This is a genomic window from Mycobacterium sp. BMJ-28, assembly GCF_054404835.1.
Map to the genome: position 1 here is coordinate 4,839,061 of NZ_CM136783.1, position 26,210 is coordinate 4,865,270.

Annotated in this window: 27 protein-coding genes and 1 pseudogene; 16 read left to right on the forward strand and 12 right to left on the reverse strand. The window is 69.0% G+C overall.

Annotated elements, in window-relative coordinates; all coding sequences use genetic code 11:
• Positions 1–9: 9 nt before the first annotated feature.
• Entirely contained in the window at positions 10–813 is an 804-nt protein-coding gene (locus ACXPWS_RS24020; protein ID WP_458713674.1) for a purine-nucleoside phosphorylase, read from the forward strand.
• Here the strand turns inward: ACXPWS_RS24020 and ACXPWS_RS24025 are convergent.
• The gene (locus ACXPWS_RS24025) at positions 797–1,357 is read right to left on the reverse strand and encodes a TetR/AcrR family transcriptional regulator (RefSeq protein WP_458709053.1); all 561 of its coding nucleotides are present in this window, start codon (positions 1,355–1,357) and stop codon (positions 797–799) included. The genes ACXPWS_RS24020 and ACXPWS_RS24025 overlap by 17 nt on opposite strands.
• A gap of 99 nt (positions 1,358–1,456) precedes the next feature.
• On the opposite strand from ACXPWS_RS24025, the gene ACXPWS_RS24030 reads away from it, so the two are divergent.
• Positions 1,457–2,602 carry an FAD-dependent oxidoreductase gene (locus tag ACXPWS_RS24030; RefSeq protein WP_458709054.1) on the forward strand — a complete coding sequence of 382 codons (1,146 nt, stop codon included), beginning with the start codon at positions 1,457–1,459 and terminating at the stop codon, positions 2,600–2,602.
• Positions 2,603–2,614: 12 nt separating this feature from the next.
• Here the strand turns inward: ACXPWS_RS24030 and ACXPWS_RS24035 are convergent, their stop codons facing one another.
• On the reverse strand, positions 2,615–3,706 hold the full coding sequence (locus ACXPWS_RS24035; protein WP_458709055.1) for an AbrB family transcriptional regulator: 1,092 nt from the start codon (positions 3,704–3,706) through the stop codon (positions 2,615–2,617).
• Positions 3,707–3,784: 78 nt separating this feature from the next.
• Here ACXPWS_RS24035 and ACXPWS_RS24040 point away from each other — a divergent pair, with 78 nt between their 5' ends.
• Together ACXPWS_RS24040 and ACXPWS_RS24045 are read left to right on the forward strand one after the other, a co-directional pair.
• Positions 3,785–4,252 (forward strand): MarR family winged helix-turn-helix transcriptional regulator, encoded by a 468-nt coding sequence (locus tag ACXPWS_RS24040; RefSeq protein ID WP_458709056.1) that lies wholly within the window; start codon positions 3,785–3,787, stop codon positions 4,250–4,252.
• Positions 4,168–5,742 carry a phospho-sugar mutase gene (locus ACXPWS_RS24045; RefSeq protein WP_458713675.1) on the forward strand — a complete coding sequence of 525 codons (1,575 nt, stop codon included), beginning with the start codon at positions 4,168–4,170 and terminating at the stop codon, positions 5,740–5,742. Before ACXPWS_RS24040 ends, ACXPWS_RS24045 begins: the two co-directional genes overlap by 85 nt.
• Here the strand turns inward: ACXPWS_RS24045 and ACXPWS_RS24050 are convergent.
• Both ACXPWS_RS24050 and upp read right to left on the reverse strand, forming a co-directional pair.
• On the reverse strand, positions 5,720–6,166 hold the full coding sequence (locus tag ACXPWS_RS24050) for a hypothetical protein (protein WP_458709057.1): 447 nt from the start codon (positions 6,164–6,166) through the stop codon (positions 5,720–5,722). The genes ACXPWS_RS24045 and ACXPWS_RS24050 overlap by 23 nt on opposite strands.
• A gap of 106 nt (positions 6,167–6,272) precedes the next feature.
• Complete coding sequence (gene upp, locus ACXPWS_RS24055; RefSeq protein ID WP_458709058.1) at positions 6,273–6,896, reverse strand: uracil phosphoribosyltransferase; 624 nt, start codon at positions 6,894–6,896, stop codon at positions 6,273–6,275.
• A gap of 51 nt (positions 6,897–6,947) precedes the next feature.
• On the opposite strand from upp, the gene ACXPWS_RS24060 reads away from it, so the two are divergent.
• The 4 genes from ACXPWS_RS24060 to ACXPWS_RS24075 are packed head-to-tail and all read left to right on the forward strand — an operon-like array spanning position 6,948 to position 10,551.
• Positions 6,948–7,247, forward strand: a complete 300-nt coding sequence (locus tag ACXPWS_RS24060; protein ID WP_458709059.1) for a hypothetical protein — start codon at positions 6,948–6,950, stop codon at positions 7,245–7,247.
• Position 7,248: 1 nt separating this feature from the next.
• Positions 7,249–8,349, forward strand: coding sequence for a C40 family peptidase (locus ACXPWS_RS24065; protein WP_458709060.1), 1,101 nt, complete (start codon positions 7,249–7,251; stop codon positions 8,347–8,349).
• Positions 8,350–8,401: 52 nt separating this feature from the next.
• Entirely contained in the window at positions 8,402–9,676 is a 1,275-nt protein-coding gene (gene satS / locus ACXPWS_RS24070) for a protein export chaperone SatS (RefSeq protein ID WP_458709061.1), read from the forward strand.
• Between the two features lie 38 nt (positions 9,677–9,714).
• The gene (locus tag ACXPWS_RS24075; protein WP_458709062.1) at positions 9,715–10,551 is read left to right on the forward strand and encodes an alpha/beta fold hydrolase; all 837 of its coding nucleotides are present in this window, start codon (positions 9,715–9,717) and stop codon (positions 10,549–10,551) included.
• Here the strand turns inward: ACXPWS_RS24075 and ACXPWS_RS24080 are convergent.
• Positions 10,548–11,438, reverse strand: coding sequence for a LysR family transcriptional regulator (locus tag ACXPWS_RS24080; RefSeq protein WP_458709063.1), 891 nt, complete (start codon positions 11,436–11,438; stop codon positions 10,548–10,550). The two genes, ACXPWS_RS24075 and ACXPWS_RS24080, sit on opposite strands and share 4 nt — an antisense overlap.
• Before the next feature lie 86 nt (positions 11,439–11,524).
• Between ACXPWS_RS24080 and ACXPWS_RS24085 the strand changes: the two genes are divergently transcribed.
• Both ACXPWS_RS24085 and ACXPWS_RS24090 read left to right on the forward strand, forming a co-directional pair.
• Positions 11,525–12,412, forward strand: a complete 888-nt coding sequence (locus tag ACXPWS_RS24085; protein WP_458709064.1) for an alpha/beta fold hydrolase — start codon at positions 11,525–11,527, stop codon at positions 12,410–12,412.
• Positions 12,413–12,417: 5 nt separating this feature from the next.
• Positions 12,418–13,185: a class I SAM-dependent methyltransferase gene (locus tag ACXPWS_RS24090; protein ID WP_458709065.1), complete on the forward strand. Its 768-nt coding sequence runs from the start codon at positions 12,418–12,420 to the stop codon at positions 13,183–13,185.
• An 11-nt stretch (positions 13,186–13,196) separates the two neighbouring features.
• On the opposite strand, the gene ACXPWS_RS24095 is transcribed toward ACXPWS_RS24090, so the two are convergent.
• From ACXPWS_RS24095 to ACXPWS_RS24105, 3 genes are all read right to left on the reverse strand, one after another.
• Positions 13,197–14,285 (reverse strand): adenosine deaminase, encoded by a 1,089-nt coding sequence (locus tag ACXPWS_RS24095; RefSeq protein ID WP_458709066.1) that lies wholly within the window; start codon positions 14,283–14,285, stop codon positions 13,197–13,199.
• A 66-nt stretch (positions 14,286–14,351) separates the two neighbouring features.
• Positions 14,352–15,704 carry a thymidine phosphorylase gene (locus ACXPWS_RS24100; RefSeq protein ID WP_458709067.1) on the reverse strand — a complete coding sequence of 451 codons (1,353 nt, stop codon included), beginning with the start codon at positions 15,702–15,704 and terminating at the stop codon, positions 14,352–14,354.
• Positions 15,697–16,092, reverse strand: a complete 396-nt coding sequence (locus ACXPWS_RS24105; RefSeq protein WP_458709068.1) for a cytidine deaminase — start codon at positions 16,090–16,092, stop codon at positions 15,697–15,699. Before ACXPWS_RS24105 ends, ACXPWS_RS24100 begins: the two co-directional genes overlap by 8 nt.
• Positions 16,093–16,329: 237 nt before the next feature.
• Here ACXPWS_RS24105 and sdhC point away from each other — a divergent pair, with 237 nt between their 5' ends.
• From sdhC to ACXPWS_RS24125, 4 genes are read left to right on the forward strand one after another with little or no spacing between them, the layout of a single operon-like run.
• Entirely contained in the window at positions 16,330–16,755 is a 426-nt protein-coding gene (gene sdhC, locus ACXPWS_RS24110; protein ID WP_458709069.1) for a succinate dehydrogenase, cytochrome b556 subunit, read from the forward strand.
• Positions 16,752–17,234, forward strand: coding sequence for a succinate dehydrogenase hydrophobic membrane anchor subunit (locus tag ACXPWS_RS24115; protein ID WP_458709070.1), 483 nt, complete (start codon positions 16,752–16,754; stop codon positions 17,232–17,234). The genes sdhC and ACXPWS_RS24115 overlap by 4 nt, the downstream gene beginning before the upstream one ends.
• A gap of 16 nt (positions 17,235–17,250) precedes the next feature.
• Positions 17,251–19,005 carry a succinate dehydrogenase flavoprotein subunit gene (gene sdhA, locus ACXPWS_RS24120; protein ID WP_458709071.1) on the forward strand — a complete coding sequence of 585 codons (1,755 nt, stop codon included), beginning with the start codon at positions 17,251–17,253 and terminating at the stop codon, positions 19,003–19,005.
• A gap of 4 nt (positions 19,006–19,009) precedes the next feature.
• Positions 19,010–19,780: a succinate dehydrogenase iron-sulfur subunit gene (locus ACXPWS_RS24125; RefSeq protein ID WP_458709072.1), complete on the forward strand. Its 771-nt coding sequence runs from the start codon at positions 19,010–19,012 to the stop codon at positions 19,778–19,780.
• A gap of 81 nt (positions 19,781–19,861) precedes the next feature.
• Here ACXPWS_RS24125 and ACXPWS_RS24130 read toward each other — a convergent pair whose 3' ends face one another.
• From ACXPWS_RS24130 to ACXPWS_RS24140, 3 genes are read right to left on the reverse strand one after another with little or no spacing between them, the layout of a single operon-like run.
• Complete coding sequence (locus ACXPWS_RS24130; RefSeq protein ID WP_458709073.1) at positions 19,862–21,196, reverse strand: NAD-dependent succinate-semialdehyde dehydrogenase; 1,335 nt, start codon at positions 21,194–21,196, stop codon at positions 19,862–19,864.
• 6 nt (positions 21,197–21,202) lie between these two features.
• Complete coding sequence (locus ACXPWS_RS24135) at positions 21,203–22,636, reverse strand: APC family permease (RefSeq protein ID WP_458709074.1); 1,434 nt, start codon at positions 22,634–22,636, stop codon at positions 21,203–21,205.
• Entirely contained in the window at positions 22,633–23,781 is a 1,149-nt protein-coding gene (locus tag ACXPWS_RS24140; protein WP_458709075.1) for a Zn-dependent alcohol dehydrogenase, read from the reverse strand. Before ACXPWS_RS24140 ends, ACXPWS_RS24135 begins: the two co-directional genes overlap by 4 nt.
• A 155-nt stretch (positions 23,782–23,936) precedes the next feature.
• Here ACXPWS_RS24140 and ACXPWS_RS24145 point away from each other — a divergent pair, with 155 nt between their 5' ends.
• Positions 23,937–24,548: a helix-turn-helix domain-containing protein gene (locus tag ACXPWS_RS24145; RefSeq protein WP_458709076.1), complete on the forward strand. Its 612-nt coding sequence runs from the start codon at positions 23,937–23,939 to the stop codon at positions 24,546–24,548.
• A 5-nt stretch (positions 24,549–24,553) separates the two neighbouring features.
• Positions 24,554–25,156, forward strand: a pseudogene (locus ACXPWS_RS24150) (carboxymuconolactone decarboxylase family protein); the annotation flags it as partial.
• Here ACXPWS_RS24150 and ACXPWS_RS24155 read toward each other — a convergent pair.
• Positions 25,119–26,054: a sigma-70 family RNA polymerase sigma factor gene (locus tag ACXPWS_RS24155; RefSeq protein ID WP_458709077.1), complete on the reverse strand. Its 936-nt coding sequence runs from the start codon at positions 26,052–26,054 to the stop codon at positions 25,119–25,121. The pseudogene ACXPWS_RS24150 and the gene ACXPWS_RS24155 sit on opposite strands and share 38 nt — an antisense overlap.
• Between the last annotated feature and the right edge of the window lie 156 nt (positions 26,055–26,210).

Consider the following 26,210-nt stretch of genomic DNA (forward strand, 5'->3'; position numbering starts at 1 on the left):
CCTGGCAGTATCTCACCCGTGACCGATCCACAGCCGCTGGCCGACCTGGCCGCCCGCGCCATCCGGGAACGCACCGGTGTCGACGCCCACGATGTCGCCGTCGTGCTGGGGTCCGGCTGGGCGCCGGCCGTCGACGAATTCGGCACGCCGACCGCGACCGTCGCGATGGCCGAGCTGCCCGGTTTCACACCGCCGACCGCGGCCGGACACGGCGGCCGGGTGCTGTCGGTGCGGATCGGGACCAACCGGGTCCTCGTGCTGGTCGGCCGGATCCACGCCTACGAGGGTCACGACCTGCAGCATGTCGTGCATCCGGTGCGCACGGCCTGTGCCGCCGGGGCGCGCACCGTGGTGCTCACCAACGCCGCGGGCGGACTGCGCGGCGAGTACCGGGTCGGTGAGCCGGTACTGATCAGCGATCACCTGAACCTGACCGCGCGCTCACCGCTGGTGGGTGCTCAGTTCGTCGATCTGGTGGACGCCTATGCGCCGCGGCTGCGCGCCATCGCCCGCGAGATCGATCCGACGCTGGCCGACGGGGTGTACGCGGGCCTGCCCGGTCCGCATTACGAGACCCCGGCCGAAATCCGGATGCTGCGCACCCTCGGTGCCGACCTGGTGGGGATGTCCACGGTGCACGAGACGATTGCGGCCCGGGCGGCCGGCGCCGAGGTGCTGGGTGTCTCGCTGGTGACGAATCTGGCGGCGGGCATGACCGGTCAGCCGCTGTCGCACGCCGAGGTGCTGGAGGCCGGGCGCCGCTCGGCGACCCGGATGGGCGCACTGCTGGCCGCCGTCATCGAACGGCTTTAGCGCCGGCCAGGTACCGCTGCAGCGTGGGTCCGAGCCAGTCGACGACCTCCTGCCGCGTCAGGGCGGCCAGCGGCGGGAAGGCCAACACGTAGCGGCACAATGCCATCCCGAGCACCTGCGAGGCGGCCAGTCCGGCCCGCACCGCGGTGTCGGGCGCATCACCGGTCGCCTTGGCGACCACGGGGCCCAGCTGGGCCGCGAAGATCATCCGCATGCGTTCTGCCACAGACTCATTCGTGACACCCACGCGCAGCAGAATGAGTAACGCCTCGTCCCGCTCCCAGCGCTCGATGAAGTGGTCGGCCAGCGTGGCGCCCAACCGGCGCACCGGCACGTCGGTGAGATCGGGCAGCTCCAGGTCGAATTCGGCGGCCGCACCGAACAGCGCCTCCTTGGTGCCGAAGTAGCGCATCACCATCGCCGGGTCGATGCCCGCATCCGCGGCGATGGCCCGGATGGTGGCCTTCTCGTACCCGTCGGCGGCGAACCGTTCCCGCGCCGCGGCGAGGATCACCGCCTTGGTCTCACTTGCCGGACGCCTCATGTCAACGAGTGTAGGCCAACAGTCGTTGACAACGGCACCCGCGCGCTTTAGCGTGTTGTCAACAGGCGTTGGCCTACAAACGTTGGCAAAGGAGTCGTCATGCAGATTTCCAGCACCGAAGTGCTCGTCGTCGGCGCCGGGCCGGTCGGCCTGACCACTGCGATCGTGCTGACCCAACATGGCCACCGGGTGACCGTGGTCGACAACCAGGCCGAAGGCGCCAACACCTCCCGCGCGGCGGTCGTGCACCCGCACACCCTGGAACTCCTGGAGCCCTACGGCGTCACCGAGCAGCTGGTGCGCCGCGGCGTACACACCCCGACATTCGCCATCCGGGACCGCGACGACCTGCTCATCGCGGTGCCGTTTCACGGGCTGGACACCAGGTACCCGTACACGTTGATGATCTCGCAGGCCGACACCGAGGCGTACCTGCTGGCGCGTCTGGAACAGCTCGGCGGCAAGGTCATCCGGCCTGCCACCGTCACCGGCATCCACCAACACGGCGACGGGGCCGAGGTGGTGTTCGCCGACGGGCGGCGGGTGCGGGCGCGCTATGTGGTGGGTGCCGACGGGATGCACAGCACCGTGCGTGAACAGGCCGGTATCGCGTTCACCGGCAGCACGTACGCCGAATCGTTCGCCCTGGCCGACGTGCGGCTGTCGGGCGGGGTGCCCGACGACGAGGTGATCCTGTACTTCTCCCCCGCCGGCCTGGTGGTCGTCGCGCCGCTGCCCGACGGCATGTACCGGATCGTGGCGACGGTGGACGAGGCACCGGCGCATCCGGATGTCGCTTTCGTGCAACAACTCTTGGACGAGCGCGGTCCGGCGGCCCGGCCCGCCGTGGTCGACGAGGTGGTGTGGGGCTCGCGGTTCCGGGTGCACCACCGCATCGCACAGACGTTCCGCGCCGGTCACCTGCTGCTGGCCGGCGACGCCGCCCACGTGCACTCACCCGCCGGTGGCCAGGGCATGAATCTGGGCATCGAGGACGCCGTCACGCTCGGCGAGCGCCTGTCCCGGGTGCTCGCGGGCCAGCCGCAGACACTGCTCGACGACTACGCCACCGACCGCCACCGCACCGCCGAAAACGTTGTCGCCCTGGCCGGCCGGCTCACCGAATTGGCCACCGCCTCGCCGCGGCGCAGGCGGATCCGCAATATCGCGATGCGGCTGGCGGGCAAGCTCCCGGTGGTGCGCCGCGGTTTGGCGATGCGGCTGTCCGGCCTGGACCGGCGATGAGAACCCAGCGCCTCAGCCCTCGACGGCGGCAACCTCCGGAGCCGGGCGCCTGCGTTCGGTGAGCCGGGCCAGCGTGCGCGCCAGCAGCGGTGCGGCGAAGAGCATCAGCAGAATGCGCACCACTTGGGCGGCGATGATGAACGTGACGTTGGAGCCGGTCTCGACGGCGGTGGCCAACACGGCGTACACCCCACCCGGGCTGGTGGCCAGATACCCCTCCAACGGGGTGAGGCCGGCGAAGTGGGCCAAGACGACACCGAGGCCCGCCGTGGCGACGCCGAGCACCACGATCAGCGCCAGCGCCCAGGGCAGAATGCGAGCGACCGCGCGCAGCGAGTCGCGGGTGAACGCCAGACCGGCCTGCCAGCCGATCACCAGGTAACCCGCCTGCACCAGCGCGGCGGGGACGGTCAGCCCGACCGGCAGACCGCTCAGTTGCAGGGCCACCGTCAGCGCCAGCGGGCCGAGCAGGCCGGCGCCGGGCAACCGGACGAGCTTGCCTGCGGCGGCACCAACGACCACCAGCACGACGAGCAGTCCCAGGCTGGAATACCAAGGTGTGGTGTGGGTTTCGCCTGCCGGTCCGACCGCGGCCCGGGTCTTGTCGGCGTGGTAGACCAGCGTCACCACCACCGGCATCGACGCGGTGACCAACGCCACCCGCAGGTACTGCACCACCGAGACGACCCGGTCGTCACCACCGAGTTCGCGGGCGATGGCCACCAGACCCGATGCGCCACCGGCGACCAGGGCCAGCGAGCCGGTCAGCGGGGTGACATCGCGGTGCAAGCCGAGCAGCGCACCGGCGATCACCGACAGCAACAGGGTGCCCGCCGCGACGCCGAGCACGGGTAACCAGTGCGGCCCGAGGGCGCCGACGGCGTCGTGCGAGACCATGGTGCCGATATAGACGCCGAGCACGCCCTGGGCGGCCACCCCGGCACGACGCGGGATGCCCGCCGGCGCCAGCGAGCCCAGCGCCAACATGATGCCGACCAACAGCGCGGCGAACAGGGCCGCCGACGGCACCCCGGCCAAGGTGAGCGGGACCGTGACGGCCACGCTGGCCGTCAGCAACAACACCCACTTCGCGAATCTCTTCATCTATAGCAAGTATGAACTTGTATTTATTGACTTTCAACCTGGGTGATATAGATCAACTACCAAGGTTAGACTTGTCATATGAGCTCATACGACAGCGCCGACAGGTCGAAGGCCACCCAGCTGCGGGAATCGATGATGGCGGTCGCCCGGCAGATGCGCCGGCACCGGCCCGACCACGGCCTGACCCTGAGCCAACTGGAACTGCTCGGCGAGGTCAGCCGGGCCGGGTCGACCACCCCCGCCGAACTCGGCGCCCGGTTACACGTCCGCGTGCAGTCGCTGACCGACGGCATCAACGACCTGGTGGGCCGCGGGTTGGCGGTACGCCGCCCCGACGACACCGACCGCAGGCGTCAGCTCATCGAGCTCACCGCCGACGGGCTCGCACTGCTGGACGCCGACCGCGCCGAGCGCGACGCATGGCTGCACGCCACCATGCGCGACACCCTCACCGAGCTGGAATTCGATCTGCTCATGCTGGTGGCTCCGGTGCTGCGCAAGCTCGCCGACGCCGATGCGCGGGGGGCAGGCACAATCAGCGCATGACTGGTGACACGCTGACCTTCGGCACGGCCGGCCTGCGCGGCCCGATGCGGGAGGGCCCCGACGCCATGAATGTCGGGACCGTCAGTCGCGCGACGTGGGCGCTGGGCCAGATCCTCACCGACCGCTGCCTCGCCGGGTCGACGGTGGTGGTCGGCCGCGACGCCAGGCACCACTCCGCGGAGTTCGCCGTGGCAACCGCTGAAGTCCTTGCCGCCCAAGGTTTCTCAGTCGTCCTGCTGCCAGCACCGGCCCCCACCCCGGTGGTCGCATTCGCGGTGCGGCAATTGGGTGCAGCGGCCGGCGTGCAGATCACCGCGTCACACAACCCTGCTTCCGACAACGGCTACAAGGTGTATCTCGATGGTGGGCTGCAGATCATCGCACCGGCCGACCGGGAGATCGAAGCCGCGATATCGCGCGCCCCTGCCGCCCACCAGATCGCCCGTCAGCCGGTGGAACCGTCCGGCGCCGGCCTCTTCGGCGCCTACCTGGAACGTGCCGCCTCGGTGCGGCGCGGATCCGGCCCGGCAAGAGTGGCCCTGACGCCGATGCACGGCGTGGGCGGTGAATTCGCCCTGGATGCCTTGGCTTTGGCCGGATTCGACGATGTACATGTGGTCGGTGCGCAGTTCGCCCCCGACCCCGACTTCCCTACCGTCGCGTTCCCCAACCCGGAGGAACCAGGCGCCACCGACCTACTGCTGGGGTTGGCCGCCGACATCGACGCCGACGTGGCCATCGCACTGGATCCCGATGCTGACCGGTGCGCGGTCGGGGTGCCCGCCGAATCCGGTTGGCGGATGCTCACCGGTGACGAAACCGGTTGGCTGTTGGGTGATTACCTGCTGTCCGGGTTGACCGACCCGGCTACCGCATTGGTGGCCAGCACCGTGGTCTCGTCCCGGATGCTGGCCGGCATCGCGGCCGCACACGGCGCGCGGCACGCCGAGACGCTGACCGGTTTCAAATGGCTGGCACGCGCCAGCTCGCCTGGCGCCACCCTGATCTACGCCTACGAGGAGGCGATCGGGCACTGCGTGGACCCCGAGGCGGTACGTGACAAGGACGGCATCAGCGCCGCGGTGCTGGTGTGCGATCTGGTGGCCGGCCTGCGTGCCCGGGGCCGCACCGTGCTCGACGCACTCGACGATCTGGCCCGCCGCCATGGTGTGCACCAGACTGCCGCGGTGACCCGCCGGGTCGACGATGCCGACGCGGCGATGGCGGCGTTGCGCGCCGATCCCCCTGCCGCCCTTGCCGATATCCCGGTGACCGTCGAGGACCTGGCCCAGCGGCGCGGCCAGCAGCGTACCGACGCGCTGGTGTTCACCGGCGAGGGTGTGCGGGTGGTGGTGCGCCCGTCGGGCACCGAGCCCAAACTCAAGTCCTATATCGAGGTTCACAGCGCCCCGGCCGCCGACGTGGGCGCGGCCAGAAGCCGCGCCCACGCGTTGGTCAGAGCTTTGGTCACTGCCGCACAGCAGTGGTGACCAGCACCGGCGACCGGTGCGGCACGGTGTTCTTCTTCGGCGGGTTCGCGGCGTCGGGCGACAGTTGCGGCGAGCCGGCAATCGGCGGTGCCCCCGGCGTGACGGGCGACCCGGTGGGAGTCTCCAGGAACGACTTGTCCTTGTCCCACTTGCCGTTGACCCACACATCGCAGTGCGTGACCCCGCTGAGGCCCTCGTAGCAGCACTTCTCGATGGTGTTGCCGGCCGCATCCGTTCCGCTGGAGTAGTCGCCGCCGGCCTCGGGGTCACTGCATTCGGTCTGGCCCTCGGATTTGGGTGTGGTGTTCGGCTGAGCGTTCGCGATCGGCGCGAGCAGACCCACTCCGCCGATCGCAATGGCTCCCGCACCGAGGACGGTCGCGGCCAGCCGGCGCCAGTGGGTCGAGTTGGTGGTGATGGTCATGGTGTCTCCCGTGGTTGTGCGCGGCCCGTGTGCCACGTTCAACGACTAGGAGCAACCAGCCGGACGGAATCCCACAGTTTTTTCGGGACCGATTTTCACCGCCCGGTCAACGGGGGCCGAACTGCCGATCCCCGGCGTCGCCCAGTCCGGGCACGATATAGGCGATGTCGTTGAGGCCCTCGTCCACGGTCGCGGTCACCAACCGGATGTCGGGGGCGGCCCGCTGCAGCGCGGCGATCCCTTCGGGCGCGCACACCACGCAGATCGCGGTGATATCGACCGCACCGCGCTCTTGCAGCAGGGCCAGCGTGTGCGCCATCGAACCGCCGGTGGCCAGCATCGGATCCAGCACGAACACCGACCGGGTGCTCAAGTCCGCCGGCAACGAGGCCAAGTACGGCACCGGTTGGTGGGTCTCCTCGTTACGCGCCATGCCGACGAACCCGACCTGAGCCTCCGGGATCAGCGCATGCGCCTGGTCCACCATGCCCAATCCGGCGCGCAGCACCGGCACCAGCAGCGGCGGGTTGGCCAGCCGCGACCCGGCCGTCTCGGCCAGCGGGGTACGCACCCGGATCTGCTCGGCCTCGGCATCCCTGGTCGCCTCGTACACCAGCATCAGCGTGAGGTCACGCAGGGCCGACCGGAACCCGGCATTGTCGGTGCGCTCATCGCGCAACGTGGTCAGCCGCGCAGCGGCCAGGGGGTGATCGACGACCCGCACATCCATGGGCCAGAAGATTAGTGGAACCGCACCCGTCCGGCGTGCGTCATAACCGACATGCACGCCGACACCGCAGCAATCGAACACGCCGGCACCCTCCTGACCGGCTCCGCCGCCGAGTTGAGCGCGCTGGCCGGCGCGTTGCCCGTCGTCGTCGACTCGGCCCCCGCCCTGTTCGGCCCGATCGCGGAGGCCTTGATCACCGCGCTGCGCGCCGCGGTGGCCGACACCGCGGCAACGGTGACCGACCTCGGCGCGCAGCTGTCCCTCGCCGGGGGTGCGGCCGGCCGCAGCGCGGTGTCCTACCGGGACACCGAACACCATGTCGGGCAATCGATCTCCGCCATCGGCGGCTGACGTGCCCAGCACGCTCGTCACCGAGCTCGCCGCGCCGCTGCACGCGCTGGCGGCACTGGTCGGGCCCGGCTGGTCCGCGACGGAGCATCCCTCGACGATGCTCAGCGAGATCCGGGATCAGCTGATCGCCCTGGCCGGCAGTACCTCGCGGGTCTGGGACGGCGCCGACTGGTCCGGTCGGGCCGGCACCGCCGCGGCGCAATCCACCGATCAGGTCGCCACCGCCGTGTACGCCCTGGCCGACCGGGTCGGGGCGCTGTCGGACGGGGTGAGCGCGACCGCCGACGCCGTCGCGCGGGCGCGCGCCCTACTGCGCGACATCATCGCCGAGTTCGAAGCCCGCGCGGCAGCGCTGGAACCGCATCTGGACAGCCCCGGCGTCGCGGCAGAACTGTCCGGCGAGGCACGGCACGCGCTGGAACGGGCCACCGGTGTGGTCGACGGCCTGCGCACCGAGCTGGACACCCAGGCCGCGGTGATCGGCGATGCGCCGCGGCCCTCGGTTTCCCCGGCCGGCTTGTCCGGCGCGCCGCCACCGGGCGGCTTCGGCGCCTCCCCTGTCGGCGGCTCCGGCGGGCTGCCGTCCGGCGGCGGGTTCGCACCGGCGGGCGCCGGGCTGGGGACGGCGCTGGCCGGCGCCCTGTCCGCCGCCGCACCGGCGGCCCGGCACCGCGGCGCAGCCGTCGGCAGTCCGGCCGACTTCGGGTCCGGGGTGGCCGTCCGGCTGCCCGACGGCAGCACGGCGACCGCACCCAACCCGGTCGCCGCCAGCGCGGTGCGGCATGCCCTGACCCAGCTGGGCGTGCCGTACCACTGGGGTGGCACCACCCCCGGTGTCGGGCTGGACTGCAGCGGACTGACGCAGTGGGCGTATCGCGAAGCCGGCCTGGACCTACCGCGGCTGGCCCAGGAACAGGACATCGGCGCGGCCGTCGACGCTGCCGCGCTGCGCCCCGGCGACCTGGCGGTATGGGACGGTCACGTCGCGATGATCGTGTCCGCGAATCAGATGATCGAGGCGGGTGACCCGGTCCAGCTCTCCCCCATCCGCACCACCAATGCCGGGCAGGGATTCCAGGGGTTCTGGCGGCCCACGGGGTGAAGTTGCGGGTGGGGCACCGACCCGCTCAGCCTGCATCGTTACGCTGTGCGCCATGGCGGCTGACATCGTGCCGGTCCGGCTCGGACTGACCAATGGCGACCTGTACACCCTCTGGGCACCGCGCTGGCGTGATGCCGGCGATGAATGGGAGGCATTCCTCGGCAAGGACGAGGACCTGTTCGCCTTCGAATCGGTCGCCGATCTGGCCGCATTCGTGCGCACCAACTCCGACAACGACCTCACCGACCACCCGGCGTGGGAGAAACTCACCGAGGCCAACGCGCACCGGCTCGACCCGGACGAGAACCACCTCTACGACCTCATCGAGGTTCCCGCGCTGGTGGCCGAGAAGCCCTCCGAGGATTCCGTCGAGGCCGTGCACCGGGCGCTGGCGATCGTCTCGGCCATCGGCTCGGTGTGCGATCTGCCCACCATCACCAAGCTGTTCAACGGCAACCCGGTGCTCGGCACCATCGGCGGCGGGCTCGACGCCTTCGCCGGCCGCGCCGGCCGCAAGCGCTGGGCCGAGATCGAGACCGTCATCGGACGCTCCTGGGAATCGGTCATCGACGTCATCGATGAACTCGTCTCCACCCCGACGGTCAGCGAGACCGAATCGGCCAAGGCCCAGAAGCAGCTCGACGAGCCGGCTCCCGAACTCGACGAAGATCTGGTCGGAGACGACGATGACGACGACGTCGTCATCGAGGGCGAGGTGGACACCGACGAGGAGAGCGCCGCGCTGGAGACCGAGGCGCAGCGGCAGGTCCTCGGCAGCGACGAGGACTTCTGGACCCAGGTCGGCATCGATCCGGTCCGCATCATGACCAGCTCCGGCACCCTGTACACCCTGCGCTGCTATGTCGGCGACGATCCGAAGTTCCTCGGCCGCAACGGACGGATCAGCGTGTTCAGCTCCGAACGCGCGCTGGCCCGTTACCTGGCCGACGAGCACGAGAGCGACCTGTCCAGCTACAGCGCCTACGAGATCATCCGGACGGCGGCCACCGACGGCTCGCTCCGGGTGGATGTCACCGACGACAACATCTACGTGCTGTCCGGGCTGGCCGACGATATCGCCGACGGGCCCGACGCCGTCGACCGCGACCAGCTGGACCTGGCCGTCGAATTCCTCAGGGACGTCGGCGATTACGCCGAGGAGACCATCGTCACCAAGCGGCTGGACAGCAAGGAGCCGTTGGGCGCGCTGGTCTCCTACCTGCTTGAGCCGGGTAGCGTGGCCAAGCCCTCGGGGCCGTACGCCAAGGCCGTCGAGCAGTGGGAAGAGCTGGAGAGCTTCGTCGAATCGCGACTGCGCCAGGAGTGACGCGATGAGTTTCGTCTCGGCATCCGGTCCATACCGGCATGCCCACCACTGACGAACTCGTCTCCCGCTCGCTCGATGTCCCGGGCGCCCGCCTGCACTACGAGGTGCGCGGCCGCGGACCACTGCTGCTCGTGCTCGGTTCTCCCATGGCCGCAGCGGATTTCCTGCCGTTGGCCCATGCCATGGCCGGGGACCACACCGTGCTCACCTACGACCCGCGGGGCCTGGGCCACAGCTCGATCGAGGATCCCGATCAAGACGCGACGCCGGCGCTGCGCGCCGACGACGTGGTCGCCCTGCTCGACGCGGTGGGCGCCGAGTCCGCCGACGTCTTCGGTTCCAGCGGCGGCGCCGTCACGGGGCTGGCTCTGGCCGCGGCGCACCCGAACCGGGTGCGCACCCTGGTGGCCCACGAACCTCCGCTGCTGGAGTTGTTGCCCGACGCCGACCGGCACCGCGCTGCGACCGAAGAGATCATCGCGACGTTCCACCGTGACGGTGTCGAGGCGGCGTGGATGGCGTTCATGGCCCACGCGGGTTTCGACCTGGATGATCCGGATGCCGGCCCACCTCCCGGGCCCGAACCCACACCGGACGAGCGGGCCAAACAACTGGCCGACGCCGGGCGCTTCTTCGACCATGAACTGCGGGACACCACCGGTTATCTGCCCGACATCGCGGCGCTGACCGCCGGCGGCGCGCGGATCGTCGTCGGACTGGGGGTCGAGTCTGGCCACCTGATCACCGATGCCACCACCCGTGCACTGTCGGCGCTGCTGGACCGCCAGCCGATCATGTTCCCCGGTGACCACACCGGATTCATCGGCCTGCCAGGAGAATTCGCCGATGCGCTGCGCTCGGCGCTGACCGTCTAGCCGACCAGTGCGGCCGCGACCTGGGCGGCGATCTCGATGGCCCGCGCCACCAGCGGTGAGTGGGTGCGATGCGATTGCCACAGCAGGAAGATCTCGCGCGGCGGGAGCGCGGGTAGGAGCTCATGGACGCGCAGTGCCGCGTCGGACCCGAGGTCGGCACTGTGGATGGCCAGGTGCGGCAGGATTGCCGAGCCCATGCCGGCGCGCACCATCGACAGCACGGTTTCGTTGCCCGCGGTGCGGCACACGATGTGCGGACGGACGCCCCGCCGGGTGAGCTCGCGTTCCATCCGGGCCTGGTCACAGATCGGCGGGTGGGCCACCAGGGGGGCGCCGTCGAGTCGGGCCGTGCGCACCGGACCGTCGGGGAACGTGCCGGCGCGGGTCACCAGCAGGTATGGGTCATCGAGCAGTTTGCGGTGTTCGACTTCGCCGTCGATCCGGCCGTCGAAGAACATCAGGTCCAGTTCGTGGACTTGCGGCTGGTCGGTCTCCTCCTCGAAAAGCCTGATGTCACAACCGGGATGCTCGTCCCGCAGCATTCGGATGACCGGCGGCAGGATGACGTTGGACACGCTCTGGAAAGTGCCGATGTCGACCCTGCCTTCGCCGGCCTTGAACCGGTCGATCGCCGCGGCCATCGACCGGGCCTTCTCCAGCAATTCGCGCCCGTGTGCCAGCACGAGCACGCCCAGCGCCGTGATCCGCACGGGTTTCGGCCCGCCCGGCCGGTCGAACACGGCACCACCGACGGCTCTCTCCAACGCTGCGATCTGTTGGCTCACCGTCGACTGGGTGTATCCGAGCCGCGTGGCCGCCCTGCCGAACGAACCCTCGTCGGCCACGGCGGCCATCGTGGCGAGCAGCCGCAAGTCCACGTCGGGCACACGGCACGATAACATTGCACATACCGATCGACTAGATCGAAAACTATCGCTTTTCACGATGTGTGTTGGCGCCTAGCGTCTCCCCCGTGACCGATCAGCCATCCCACGGCGAGCAATTCCACGCCATCGACGGCGTCGAGCTGTGCGTGCAGACCTTCGGCGACCCGGCGCACCCGGCGATCCTGCTCATCGACGGCGCGACCGCCTCGATGCTGTGGTGGGAAACCGAACTGTGCGAACGGCTCGCGCGCGCCGACCGGTTCGTGATCCGCTACGACAACCGGGACACCGGCCGCTCCACCAGCTACCCACCGGGGCGTCCGGGCTACACGTTCACCGACTTGGCCGGGGACGCCGTCGGCGTTCTCGACGCCCTGCACATCGACCGGGCACACATCGTCTGCCGGTCCATGTCCGGCGGCATCGGCCTCATCGTCGGGGTGGACCATCCCGACCGGGTGGCGTCACTGACCTTCGTCTCCACCTCCACCGGCGGAGACGGCCTCCCGCCGTCGTCCGCCGCATTTCCCGCCGACCCGGATCCCACCGACTCCGGTGCGGTCGTGGACTTCGTCGTCGCATCGGCGCAGGTGTGCTCGGGCGGCTCACCGTATTTCGACGAGGACGCCGCCCGCGCACTGGTCGAGCGGGACGTGGCGCGCACCCGCGATATCGCGGCCACCCTCGGCAATCACTACGCGATGAGCTTCGACGGGTCGTCGCGCGATTTCGGCGCCATCGCGGCACCGACACTGGTGGTGCACGGTGACCGGGACCCGGTCTGCCCGCTGCCACACGGGTACGCGCTGCGCGACGCCGTTCCCGGTGCGACGCTGCTTATTCTGGAGGGCGCCGGACACGACCTGCCCAGGCCGCTGTGGGACGTCTTCGTCCCGGCCCTGCTCGAGCACACCCGGGAGCACGGCACGCGCCGCGCGCGTCCCGCCGAAGTCGGTGCCGAGAGGAAGCGGTGACTGCGATGTCCGACTTCGACTACGACGCGGAACTGCGCCTGCACAACCAACTGTTCCGCGCCGCCGCCGGGGTGAGGTCACATCACTGCGTGCTCGATATCGGCTGCGGCACAGGGCAATCCACCCGTCAGGCCGCCCGCGCCGCGGTCACCGGAAGCGCGCTGGGCATCGATACGTCCGCACCGATGCTCGAACGGGCCCGTGAGCGCAGCGCCGAACAGGGCCTGACCAACATCACCTTCGCCGAGGGGGATGCCCAGACCTTCCCTTTTCCCCCAACGCATTTCGACCTCTGCATCAGCCGGTTCGGGACAATGTTCTTCGCCGACCCGGTCGCCGCGTTCACCAACATCGGGACCGCGCTGCGGCCGTCGGGCCGGCTGGTACTGCTGGTCTGGCAGGGCCGCGAACGCAATGAGTGGGCCACCGCGATCCGTCGGACCCTCGGCGGCGCGGCACCGGCACCCGGCGGTCCGGACGCGTTCTCGCTGGCCGAACCGACCGCCACCGAAGCCATCCTGCGGACGGCCGGCTTCGCCGAGGTCACCTTCACCGACGTGCACCAGCCGGTCTACTACGGCCCGGACAGCGCCACCGCCTTCGATGCCGTCTACCACCTGCTGAGGTTCAAAGACCTGATTGCCGACCTCGACGACGAGGCGGCCGAGCACGCGCGCACCCGGCTACGCGCCACCATCGACGCGCACGCCACCGACGCCGGGGTGTTCTTCGACTCACGTTCCTGGATCGTCACGGCCAGCCGCCGGCGCTGACGGACGCCAGCTCAGCCGATCAGCACCGCGTACCGCGGCTTGATCACTCCGTCGATCAGTGCCAGCCGCTCGTCGAACGGCAGGAACGACGACTTCATCGCGTTGATGGTGAAGCGCTCCAGATCACTCCAGCCGTAGCCGAAGGCCTCGACCAGCCGCAGCATCTCCTGGCTCATGGTGGTGTCGCTCATCAGCCGGTTGTCGGTGTTCACGGTGACCCGGAACCGGGCCCGCGCCAGCAGATCGAACGGATGCTCGGCGATACTGGCCACCGCTCCGGTCTGCACATTCGAGCTGGGGCACAGTTCCAGCGGAATTCGCTTGTCGCGCAGGATCGCGGCCTGGCGGCCGAGCTGCGCCTTGCCGTCCGCGCCCACGGTGATGTCGTCGACGATGCGCACCCCGTGGCCCAGCCGGTCGGCCCCGCAGAACGCGATGGCCTCGTGGATGGACGGCAGCCCGAAGGCCTCGCCGGCATGAATGGTGAAGCGTGCGTTGTTGCTTCGCATGTACTCGAACGCGTCCAGGTGCCTACTGGGCGGGTATCCGGCCTCCGCCCCGGCGATGTCGAAGCCGACCACCCCGCGGTCACGGAACCGGATGGCGAGCTCGGCGATCTCGCGGGACCGCGCGGCGTGCCGCATCGCGGTGACCAGACAGCGCACCACGATGGTGCGCCCGGCGCTGGCGGCGGCCTTCTCCCCGTCGGCGAACCCGTCCAGCACCGCCTCGACGACGGCGTCCAGCGACAGCCCGCCGTCGATGTGCAGTTCCGGGGCGAACCGGACCTCGGCGTACACGACGTTGTCCTCGGCGAGATCCTCGACGGCCTCGTAGGCCACCCGGTGCAACGCCTCGGGTGTCTGCATGACGCCGACGGTGTGGGCGAACGGCTCCAGGTAGCGCACCAGTGAGCCGCTGTGCGCCGCGGTCCGGAAGAACGTCGCCAGTTCGTCGACGTCGTCGGCCGGCAGATCGTCGTAACCGAACTGACCGGCCAACTCGAGCACGGTGGCCGGCCGCAGCCCGCCGTCGAGATGGTCGTGCAGCAGCGCCTTGGGTGCCTGTTTGATCAGTTCGAGGGTAAGCGGCGTACTCATCTGTCCATTTTGCTCGCCGGTGGCGGCATGAGCACGGTTATCCACGCGCCGACACGTGCTGTTCGCCTATCCGATGCGGTCGATGATCAGCGGGCCGATATCCGGGGCGGTGGCGCCGACGGTCCATCCGCCGTCGAGTTCACCCCGCGCGGCGGGCAGCCGTTCGGGGGTGTCGGTGTAGAGCGTGAACAGCGTCTCGCCCGGTGCGACGGGCTCACCGGGGCGGCGATGGATGCGCACTCCGGCACCGAATTGCACGGGGTGCCCGGGCGCGGTGCGGCCGGCGCCGAGCCGCCACGCGGCCATCGCCACCGCCATCGCGTCGATATCGCCCATCACCCCGCCCGCGCTCGCGGTGACGGTCTCGGTGTGCGCCCCGATCGGCAGCGGCTGGGTCAGATCGCCGCCCTGGGCGGCGATCAGCCGGCGGAACCGGTCCATCGCCGTGCCGTCCCGCAGCGTCTGCGCCGGGTCCACACCGTCGACGCCGGCAGCGGCGAGCATCTCGGCCGCCAGCGCGAGGGTCAACTCCACCACGTCGGCCGGACCGCCACCGGCCAGCACCTCCAGCGATTCGGCGACCTCCACCGAGTTGCCGACCGTGTAGCCCAGCGGGCGGTTCATATCGGTGAGCAGTGCCCGGGTCGGTACGCCGTAGGAGTTGCCCAACGCGACCATCGTCGCGGCCAGCTCGCGCGATTCGGCTTCGGTCTTGAGGAACGCGCCGCGGCCGGCCTTCACGTCGAGTACCAGCGACCGCGCCCCTTCGGCCAGCTTCTTGCTCATCACCGAACTGGCGATCAAGGGCAGGGATTCGGTGGTGGCGGTGACGTCACGCAGGGCGTAGATCAAACGGTCGGCCGGGGCGAGGTCGCCGGCGGCGAAGATGGCCGCGCCCACCTCGCAAAGCTGTTGGCGGATCTGGGCTTTGGAGAGCTCCGGGGTGAATCCGGCGATGGACTCCAGTTTGTCCAGGGTGCCGCCGGTGTGGCCGAGCCCGCGGCCGGCGGCCTGCGGAACCGCTGCGCCGCAAGCCAGTACCACCGGTACCAGTGGGATGGTGATCTTGTCCCCGACACCGCCGGTGGAGTGTTTGTCCACCAGCGGCAGGCCCAGATCGGTGAAATCGAAGCGCTCCCCGGACGCCACCATGGCGGCGGTCCAGCGGGTGATCTCCCCGGGTGTCATGCCGCGCAGGAAGATCGCCATCAGCAGGGCCGACATCTGCGCGTCGGCGACGCGGCCGTGGGTGTAGGCGTCGATCACCCAGTCGATGGCGGCGTCGGTGAGCACGCCACCGTCGCGTTTGGTCCGGATCACCGACGGAGCATCGAGATGCGACCCATGATGATGTGCATCCAGATGCGACCCGTGATGTTGCGCATCCAGATGCGACCCACGATCAAGTTCGTCAGGCATGACGCTCCAAATCAGCAGGTCCGAAGGCATCGGGCAGCAGTTCGGCGAGCCGGCGCGGGCCGTCGGGATGGTCGATCAGCAGCTCGGGTCCACCGTGCTCGAAGAGCACCTGGCGACACCGTCCGCACGGCATCAGCGGGGCCCCGTCGGCGGCCACACAACTGAGCGCGACCAGCCGTCCGGCGCCGCCGGAGAACAGGACGCAGACCACAGCGCACTCGGCACAGAGACCTAGGCCATATGAGACATTCTCCACATTGCATCCGCGGATGACTCTGCCGTCATCGACCAGAGCGGCAGCCCCGACCGGGAAGCCCGAATAGGGCGCATACGCGGCCTTGGAGGCCTCGATTGCGTTGTCCCGCAATAATTTCCAGTCAATTTTCATACTCTACACACGCTCCGCTGGACATTGTCTGAATGCATTCCGAAGACTCCACTCCCGGAGGCGGCAACCAAGGTAGGTAACCCTAACTTTGTGGTAGAACGGCCTCTTTGGGCTCCACGCTAGTTCTAAGTGGGCTCCATTTGGGTTTAGAGTCGCCCCGAGGTTTGGGGACGAATTACAGCCTTGTCCCCGAACGTCCACCGATGGCGTTGGAGATATCGAGATGAGACCGCGAATATGACCCAGACGGCTGCGGATTCCGAAACACCGGCACCGCGTTCCAAACCGGTACGTCGCCGCACCCTGTATCGCGGCGACCCAGGCATGTGGTCCTGGGTACTGCACCGCATCACGGGTGCCACGATTTTCTTCTTCTTGTTCGTCCACGTGCTCGACACCGCGCTGGTGCGGGTGAGCCCGCAGGCTTACAACGAGGTGATCGAGACCTACAAGACGCCGATCGTCGGCCTCATGGAGGTCGGGTTGGTCGCGGCGGTGCTGTACCACGCACTGAACGGCATCCGCGTCATCCTCATCGACTTCTGGCAGAAGGGCCCGCGCTACCAGCGCCTGATGCTGTGGGCCATCGCCGGAATCTGGTTGGCCGTGATGATTCCCTCGCTGGGCGTCCTCGGCATGCACATGGCGGAGCGTTTCCTATGAGCCCGAGCAGCGAGAACCCCTACGACCACGTCAGCGAGCGCGGCGGACCGGCCCCGGTCATGCAGCGCAGCTACGACCGGCCCGCCGGCCTGGACAACCCGCGGTCCCCGCGGCGTCCGGGCGGGATGCCCAATTTCGAGAAGTACGCCTGGCTGTTCATGCGGTTCTCCGGCATCGTGCTGGTCTTCCTCGCACTCGGCCACCTCTTCATCATGTTGATGTGGCAGAACGGCGTGTACCGGATCGACTTCAACTACGTCGCACAGCGCTGGGCCTCACCGTTCTGGCAGACCTGGGATCTACTGCTGCTGTGGCTCGCTCAGCTGCACGGCGGTAACGGGATGCGCACCATCATCGCCGACTACGCCCGCAAGGATTCCACGAAATTCTGGCTGAACACCCTGCTCGCACTGTCGATCCTGTTCACGCTGGTGCTGGGCACCTACGTGCTGCTGACGTTCGACGCGAACATCTCTTGATCGGGAGCTGCGAAAAATGATTGTTGAACACCGCTACGACGTCGTCATCGTCGGCGCAGGCGGCGCCGGGATGCGCGCTGCCGTCGAAGCCGGCCCCCGCGCCCGCACCGCCGTGCTGACCAAGCTCTACCCCACCCGCAGCCACACCGGCGCCGCCCAGGGCGGCATGTGCGCCGCGCTGGCCAACGTCGAAGACGACAACTGGGAGTGGCATACCTTCGACACCGTCAAGGGCGGCGACTACCTCGCCGACCAGGACGCCGTCGAGATCATGTGCAAGGAAGCCATCGACGCGGTCTACGACCTGGAGAACATGGGGATGCCGTTCAACCGCACCCCCGAAGGCCGTATCGACCAGCGCCGGTTCGGCGGGCACACCCGCGATCACGGTAAGGCGCCGGTCCGCCGGGCCTGCTACGCCGCCGACCGCACCGGGCACATGATCCTGCAGACGCTGTACCAAAACTGCGTCAAGCACGACGTCGAATTCTTCAACGAGTTCTACGCCCTGGACATCTCGCTCACCCAGACCCCCGGCGGCCCGGTCGCCACCGGCGTCATCGCATACGAGTTGGCGACGGGCGACATTCACGTGTTCCACGCCAAGGCGATCGTCTTCGCCACCGGCGGGTCGGGCCGGATGTACAAGACCACCTCCAACGCCCACACCTTGACCGGCGACGGGCTGGGCATCATCTTCCGCAAGGGACTTCCCTTGGAGGACATGGAGTTCCACCAGTTCCACCCGACAGGTCTGGCCGGTCTGGGCATCCTGATCTCCGAGGCCGTGCGCGGTGAGGGTGGTCGGTTGCTCAACGGCGAGGGCGAGCGCTTCATGGAGCGCTACGCGCCCACCATCGTCGACCTCGCCCCGCGTGACATCGTGGCCCGCTCGATGGTGCTCGAGGTGCTCGAAGGCCGCGGCGCCGGACCGAACAAGGACTACGTCTACATCGACGTGCGCCACCTCGGCGCCGACGTGCTGGAAGCCAAGCTGCCCGACATCACCGAGTTCGCCCGCACCTACCTCGGTGTGGACCCGGTCACCGAACTGGTGCCGGTGTACCCGACCTGCCACTACGTGATGGGCGGTATCCCGACCAACGTCAACGGCCAGGTGCTGCGGGACAACAACACCGTTGTTCCCGGGCTGTACGCGGCCGGTGAGTGCGCGTGCGTGTCGGTGCACGGCTCCAACCGGCTGGGCACCAACTCGCTGCTGGACATCAACGTCTTCGGCCGTCGCGCCGGGATCGCCGCCGCCGACTACGCACTCAACCACAACCACGTCGAACTGCCGGAGAACCCGGCCGACATGGTGGTCGGCTGGGTCGGCGACATCCTCTCCGAGCACGGCAACGAGCGCGTCGCCGATATCCGCACGGCGTTGCAGCAGTCGATGGACAACAACGCCGCGGTGTTCCGCACCGAGGAGACGCTCAAGCAGGCGCTCACCGACATTCACGCCCTCAAGGAGCGCTACGCGCGAATCACGGTGCAGGACAAGGGCAAGCGTTACAACAGCGATCTGCTGGAGGCCATCGAGCTGGGCTTCCTGCTGGAGCTCGCCGAGGTGACCGTCGTCGGCGCGCTGAACCGCAAGGAATCCCGCGGCGGGCACGCCCGCGAGGATTACCCCAACCGCGACGACACCAACTACATGCGCCACACCATGGCCTACAAAGAGGGCACCGACCTGCTGTCCGATATCCGGCTGGACTACAAGCCCGTGGTCCAGACCCGGTACGAGCCGATGGAACGGAAGTACTGATCAGATGAGTGCACCTGTCCTCGATAAGACCGAGCTGCCCCCCGTGCCCGACGGCGCGGTGATGGTGACGCTGAAGATCGCCCGGTTCAACCCGGAGAACCCGGACGCCGCGGGCTTCCAGAGTTTCCGGGTCCCGTGCCTGCCCAGCGACCGACTGCTCAACCTGCTGCACTACGTGAAGTGGTACCTGGACGGCACATTGACCTTCCGGCGCTCCTGCGCCCACGGCGTGTGCGGGTCCGATGCCATGCGCATCAACGGGGTGAACCGGTTGGCGTGCAAGGTGCTGATGCGCGATCTGCTGCCGAAGAAGGCTTCCAAAGCGCTGACCATCACCATCGAGCCGATCCGCGGTCTGCCGGTGGAGAAGGACCTCGTGGTGGACATGGAGCCGTTCTTCGACGCGTTCCGCGCCGTCAAGCCGTTCCTGATGACGACGGGCAATCAGCCGACGCGCGAACGGATCCAGAGCCAGACCGACCGCGCCCGCTACGACGACACCACCAAGTGCATCCTGTGTGCGTGCTGCACCACCAGCTGCCCGGTGTTCTGGAACGAAGGCTCCTACTTCGGTCCGGCCGCGATCGTCAACGCGCACCGGTTCATCTTCGACAGCCGGGACGAGGGTGCCGCCGAACGGCTGGACATCCTCAACGACGTGGACGGGGTGTGGCGTTGCCGCACCACCTTCAACTGCACCGACGCCTGCCCGCGGGGCATCCAGGTGACCCAGGCGATCCAAGAGGTCAAACGCGCCCTGATGTTCGCGCGCTAGTTTTCGCTCTGCAACCCGATGTGAGCTCGGGTGCGGGATTCCAGCCGGATCTCGCACCCGAGCTCACGTTCGTCGGGCGGACTAACCCTTGCGGATCAGCTTCTTGTTCACGAATTCGTCGATGCCGTACCGGCCCAGCTCGCGCCCGAACCCGGAGCGCTTGACGCCGCCGAACGGCAGTTCGACCCCGTCGGCGCCGACGAGGTTGACGAACACCATGCCCGCGTCCAGCTGATCGGCCACCCGGGCGGCCTGCTCGTCGTCGGTGGTGAACACATACGAGCCCAGCCCGAACGGGGTGTCATTGGCCAGCTCCACCGCCTCGTCCTCGGAGCCGGCCTTGTAGACGATCGCGACGGGACCGAACAGTTCCTCACGGAAATCGGTTGGCACGCCGGTCAATACCCCGGGCGGGAAGTACGCGCCACGGCGCTCGCCTTGGGAGGCCAGCGACGCACCGGCGGCGACCGCGCGGTCGACCTGTTCGCCGAGGCGCTGCGCCGCCGCTTCCGACGACAACGGCGCCAGCCCGTCGGCCTGCTCCAGCACCTTGTCGGTGAACTTGGCCAGGAAGTCGTCGTACACCTGCTCGGCGACGATGAACCGCTTGGCGGCATTGCACGCCTGCCCGGTGTTCTCGAACCGGCCCGCCACCGCGGCCTCGACCGTGGCGTCCAGGTCACCGGAGGACAGCACGATGAACGGGTCGGACCCACCCAGTTCCAGCACCACCTTCTTCAGGTTGCGGCCGGCGATCTCGGCGACCGCCGCACCCGCACGCTCGGACCCGGTGAGCGAAACCCCTTGCACGCGTGGGTCGGCGATGATGTCGGCGACCTGCTCGTTGGTGGCGTAGATGTTGACGTACGCGCCGTCCGGATAGCCGGCGTCATCGAAGATCTGTTGGATCGCGGCGGCCGACTCCGGGCACTGCGGTGCGTGCTTGAGCAGGATGGTGTTGCCCAGGGTCAGGTTGGGCCCGGCGAACCGCGCCACCTGGTAGTACGGGTAGTTCCACGGCATGATGCCCAGCAACACCCCGACCGGTCCGCGCCGGATCAGCGCCGAACCGTCGCCGTCGAGCAGTTCGATGGGTTCGTCGGCGAGGAACTTCTCGGCGTGGTCGGCGTAGAACTCGTAGATGGCGGCACTGAACTCGACCTCACCGGTGGCCTGGTCCAGTGGCTTGCCCATCTCGCGCACGATGATCGCGGCGAGTTCGTCGCGGCGCTCGGTGTGCAGGGCTGCCACCTTGCGGATCAGCGAGACCCGCTGCTCCAGGGTCGACTTCTTCGACCAGTTGCGGTAGGCCCCTGCCGCCGCGGACAGCGCCTGTTCGATCTGCGCGTCGGTCGCGGTGGGGTACTCGCGAAGCACCTCACCTGACGCCGGATCGACGACTGCGTACTGCACCATGAAGATCTACTCCTCTGTCTGATCGCCGGATGCGATGTCTTCTGCATACGTGCCCGCGCGCTCCACCGCCACCGGATCACGGAATTTCAGCGCCGCGAATCCGGCGATACCCACGACGAGAACCGCGACGAAGACATACGGCAGCAGGTTCATCGGGGCCGCCGGCACCGGAATGATGTTGCGGTAGAACACATATGCCATCACCAGGGCACCAAGGAATCCGCACATCACGGTGAGCGCCAACTTGGCTGCCCCGAGCCTGCGGATGAACAGCGGCGCACCGATGCAGATCAGCGCGTAACTGAGCATGTAGCCGAAGGTACCCACGGTGTCGATGTAGGTGGTGGCCAGCAGCGGCGCGGTGCCTGCGCCGACGACGAGGCCGGTGGTCACCGCGACGATCGGCGTGACCGTCCAGATCCCCGACGACGGTGTGCGGTGCCGCGGGTGGGTGCGGGCCAGCCAGGCCGGCAGCACGCCCTCCTTGCCCATCCCGAACAGCAACCGGGCCGCGACGGTGATGCAGGCCATCACCACCGCCAGGAACGAGGCGGCGAAGCCGATGTCCAGGAACGGTCCGAGGAAGGCCAGTCCGCTGCCGTTGGCCAGATCCTCCATCGGATCGGCGCTGCCGGCCAGTGCCTCCGGACCACCGGAGCCGGCGACCTGCGCGTAGGTGGCGAAGATGTAGAGCACACCGGCCAGCACCGCGCTGCCCATCACCGCACGCGGGATCGCGCGATACGGTTCGGCCGCTTCGGCACCCAGCGAGGCCGCCCCTTCGAAGCCGACGAAGCCGAGCACCGCGAGCACCACCGCGAACGCGATGCCGTTGGCGTCGGCACCCTTGAGGGTGATCTGGTCGAGATCGAACAGTTCACCGTGCTTGATGAACACCGCGATCAGCACGAGCACGATCAGCGCGATCGAGAGCACCTCCAGCGACGACGACACCCGGGCGGCCAGCCGCACCCCGACGATGGTCAGCCAGGCGGCGACCACCACCAGGACCACGTCCAGGACCACCTGACCGGCCGCGCCCTCGAAGGTGTGCAGGCCGGCCCGCTCGAAGACGCGGCTGAGGTAATAGCCGGCACCGGCCAGTGAACCGGCCGCGATGCAGACCGCGCCGATGAGCAGGGCCCAGCCGGTGACGAAGGCGCCGCCGGGGCCCAGCGCCAACCGGGAGAAGGCGTACAGCGACGTGGCACCCGCACGCCTGCGGGCGAACACGCAGACGCAGTACCCGATGGCCAGGACGCCGGCCAGCGCGATCGCGAACGACAACCAGGCGCCGTTGCCCGCGGAGGCGGCCATGGCGGCAGGTGCGAACGCGATGACCGCGCTGGGCGCCACGTTGGCGACGCTCTGGGCACCGACCTCGAAGGTGCTCACACTGCGCCGGGCCAGTCCGTCGCCCGCCAGGGTCTGTTCGCTCATGACCGGTCTCCCAGCGACGGCACCAGCAGGGTGCGCAGGGCCCCGCCGCCGGCGAGGTCGTCGAGTGCGTCCTGCGCCGCGTCCAGCGGGCGCCGGCCGGACACCAGGGAGTCCAGGTCCAGGTCACCGTTCATGTATTCGTCGACCAGTGCCGGGATATCGCGCTGCGGGTCGACCGATCCGTAGTTGGAGCCCAGGATGCGCTGGTTGGCTTCGGCCAGCGTGAGCGGGTCGAAGCGGGCGGTGGACCCGGTCGGCGGCAGGCCGACGATGACGGCGGCCCCGCCGAGCCCCAGCGCCGCGATGGCCTGTTCGGTGGTGACGATCTTGCCGATGGCGTCGAAGATGTAGTCCAGCCCTTCTGGCACAAGGGCTTTGAGCGCGGCGACGGCATCGGTGGCCGAGGAGTCGATGACATCGGTGGCGCCGAGGCGGCGGGCCAGCTCGAGCTTGTCGGCGTCGATGTCGACGGCGACGATCCGGGCCGCCTTGGCCAGCCGCGCGCCCTGGATACAGGACAGCCCGACGCCGCCGCAGCCGATCACCGCCACGGTGGCGCCCGGTTCGACCGCCGCGGTGTTGCGCACCGCGCCGACACCCGTGGCCACCGCGCAGCCGACCAGCGCGACCACGTCCAACGGCGCGTCCTTGCGGATCCGCACCGCGCCGGAGGCCGGCACCACCACCCGCTCCGCGAACGAGGACACGCCGAGGTAGTGATGCACGGTGGCGCCGTCGCGGGTCCACCGGCTGGTGCCGTCGAACAACACGCCACCCGCCGCGACGACGGTCGCGGCGACCTCGCACTGCCACGGTCGTCCCAGCTCGCACTGGCGGCAGCTACCGCAGCCCGGCACCCAGGACAGCACCACGTGATCGCCGATCTCGAGCCCGGTCACGCCCGCACCGACGGCGGTGACCACGCCGGAACCCTCGTGGCCCAACACGACTGGGGCCGGAACGTCCCACTCCCCCTTGACCACGTGCAGGTCGGAATGGCAGACCCCGGCGCCGGCGATGGCCACCTCGACCTCGCCGGGCCCGGGCGGGGCCAGTTCGACGTCGACGGTCCGCACCGGCGTCCCGGGCTCGGTGAACACCACGGCCCGCACGGTCCGGGCGGTGGTCTCGCTGGGTTGACTCACACGGGTTTCCTCTCAACCGCGGGCATGTTTAGTGGCACAAAACATGTGTCGAAGTTATATACCGCTAAACTCGCGGCTGCAAGACTTGTCACATCGACGCCACCATTGAGATGGCCGTCGCTCATTGGGCAGCAGTCGCGGCCGGAGGGAACGCCATGGCACGAAGCCGATCCGCGGGCGCAGCGCGCACCGCCGAGGTCGACTCGATGATGCACCGGCTGGGGCCGAAGCTGCGCGCCGCGCGGCACGAGCGCGGGTTGACCCTGGACGCGGTGGCCTCCGAAGCCGACCTCACCAAGGGCTTCCTCAGCCTCGTCGAGCGGGGCCAGACCGCGGTGTCGGTCCCGAACCTGCTGCGGATCTGCGACATCCTCGGGGTATCGGTGGGATCGCTGTTCGACTTCCCCGATTCGGCGATGGTACGCAGCGGCCACGGCGCGCCACTTGAGATGGGCGGCAGCGGAATCCGCGAATACCTACTGACCCCGGCCACCGAGCAACACGTCCAGGTGATGCGGACCATCCTGGCGCCCGGCGGCGGTTCCGGCGGTGCGTACACGCTGGACTCCAAGACCATCGTGGTGGTCGTGGTGCGCGGCACCCTGCGGCTGGCCGTCGACGGCCAGGATCTGCTGCTGCGCACCGGTGACTGCTACACGTTCTCCGCGCAATCCGCCCATGCCTGGGAGAACGCCGACCCCGGGGAGAGCGAGGTGATCTGGTCGATCGCCCCACCGCTGCCGACCGGTTCGCCCGCGCGCGGCTAGGGCTGTCACACATCGGCGGGCCACCTCGTCTGATTGATATGACGACGAGAATCGCACCACTGCCCCCGAAACAAGCCGGCCTGTTCACCCGGATGATGTACCGCTACGCCAAACGGCAATTCGGTGAAGTCCCCGAACCGTTCACCGTGGCCGCGCACCACCCGCGCCTGCTGGTCGCCAATGCCGTACACGAGGCACTGGTGCAGAGCGGTTCGAAGACACTGCCGGCCAGTGTGCGCGAACTGGCGGTGTTCTGGACCGCACGCACCGTCGGCTGCTCGTGGTGCGTGGACTTCGGCTCCATGCTGATGCGCCTGGACAACCTGGACGTGGAACGGCTCAAGTCCATCGAGGACTACGCCACCTCACCGGCCTTCGACGACGACGAACGCGCCGCGATCGCCTACGCCGACGCGATGACCACCGATCCGCACACCGTCACCGACGAGCAGGTGACCGATCTGCGTTCGCGCTTCGGCGACGCCGGCGTCATCGAGCTGACCTACCAAATCGGAGTGGAGAACATGCGGGCCCGGATGTACTCGGCATTGGGCATCACCGAGCAGGGCTTCAGCTCGGGCGACGCGTGCCGGGTGCCGTGGGCGTGAGGCCGTCGGGGCGCAGCGGCGACGCCGTGAACTTGTCCGGATTGGCGATGTCCCACACCGCGCAGACCAAGCCGTCACGGACGGTCATCACGGTGACCCGCGGCGCCAGCTCCGGATGGCTGCCCGCGGCGGGCAGCCCTGGAGTGTAACTGCCGAGATCGCCGTTGACCAGGGCCAGCTGGGTGGCCGAAAGCCAGTTCGGCCCATAGCGTTTGGCGAGGCCGAAGAGGAAGCGGGCCACCTTGTCTGGGCCGACGATGACTCGCGCAGCGGTGGGGGCGCGCCGGTTGGAGTCACCGGTGAAGGTGACGTCGGGATGCAGCAGTGCGACGACGGCGGCCATGTCACCGCGGGCCATGGCCGCCATCAGATTGCCGACGACTTCGGGGTGGGCCGGATCCGGTGCCGGCGCCGAGGCGACCGCGCGGCGGGCGCGAGAGGCCAGCTGGCGCGCACTAGCCACCCCGACGCCGAGGATGCCGGCGATCTCGTCGAACGGCACCGCGAACCCGTCGTGCAGCACGAAGGCCACCCGCTGATCGGGGGTCAGTCGCTCCAGGACCACCATCGCCGCGAACCGCGCGTCCTCGCCGGCAACCACGGCGGCCAGCGGATCGGCACCGTCGAAGCCGGTCACCACCGGCTCCGGCAGCCACTCCCCGACGTAGGTCTCGCGACGGTGCGCGGCCGAGCGCAACCGGTCCAGCCCCAGCCGGCTCACCACCGTCGTCAGCCAGGCCCGCAGATCGGCGATCTCGGCGCCGGAATTGTGCCAGCGCAGCCAGGAATCCTGGACGATGTCCTCGGCGTCGGCATAGGTGCCCGTGAGCCGGTAGGCGACGGCCAGCAGGTGCGGCCGCAGCAACTCGAACTCGTCGGCCCGCTGCGCGGTGGTCACGCTTGCGACAATAGTCCGCCGGGCCGGACTCGCCGCATGCTCGGTGCCGTCTACAGGGAACGTCACACCTTCGGCGGACAGACACGGCGACGTATTGACGTTATCGTCAACCCCGACTCCCGGCCGCCAGCAGCCACCGAACGCGATCCGGCAAAT